1 protein-coding gene is annotated in these 484 nt (G+C 59.9%); it reads left to right on the top strand.

Annotated features, from left to right (window positions below; genetic code table 11):
• Positions 1–445, top strand: a 445-nt coding sequence (locus tag J8I87_RS44210; RefSeq protein WP_209938951.1) for a DDE-type integrase/transposase/recombinase, incomplete at its 5' end; no start/stop codon positions are given.
• Positions 446–484: the final 39 nt, after the last annotated feature.

Genomic DNA, 484 nt, shown 5'->3' with positions numbered 1-484 from the left:
CGACGTGTTCGCCCGACGCATTGTCGGCTGGCGTGTATCGAGCTCGGCGCGCACGGACTTCGTTCTGGACGCACTGGAGCAGGCCTTGTACGAGCGACAGCCGGCGCAGCAGGACGGGCTGATTCATCACAGCGACCGCGGCGTGCAATACGTATCGATCCGCTATACGGATCGGCTGGTCGAGGCTGGCATTGAGCCGTCAGTGGGCAGTGTGGGCGACTCCTACGATAACGCACTGGCTGAAACGATCAACGGCTTGTACAAGGCAGAGGTGATCCATCGCCTTGGACCGTGGCGCAATCTGCAGGCCGTTGAAATGGCGACGCTCGAATGGGTGGACTGGTTCAACAATCGTCGGCTCTTCGGTCCTATCGGCAACATTCCACCTGCCGAGGCAGAAGCCGCTTATTATGCAAATCTCACTGGGTCTGTCACTGCGGCATGACTCAAGCAAAACGGTCTCCGGGAATCCCGGGGCGGTTCA

Source organism: Paraburkholderia sp. LEh10, from assembly GCF_017814945.1.
Taxonomy (GTDB): Bacteria; Pseudomonadota; Gammaproteobacteria; order Burkholderiales; family Burkholderiaceae; genus Paraburkholderia.
Note: the sequence above shows the minus strand (reverse complement) of the source record. Positions and strands in the feature narration are given on the sequence as shown.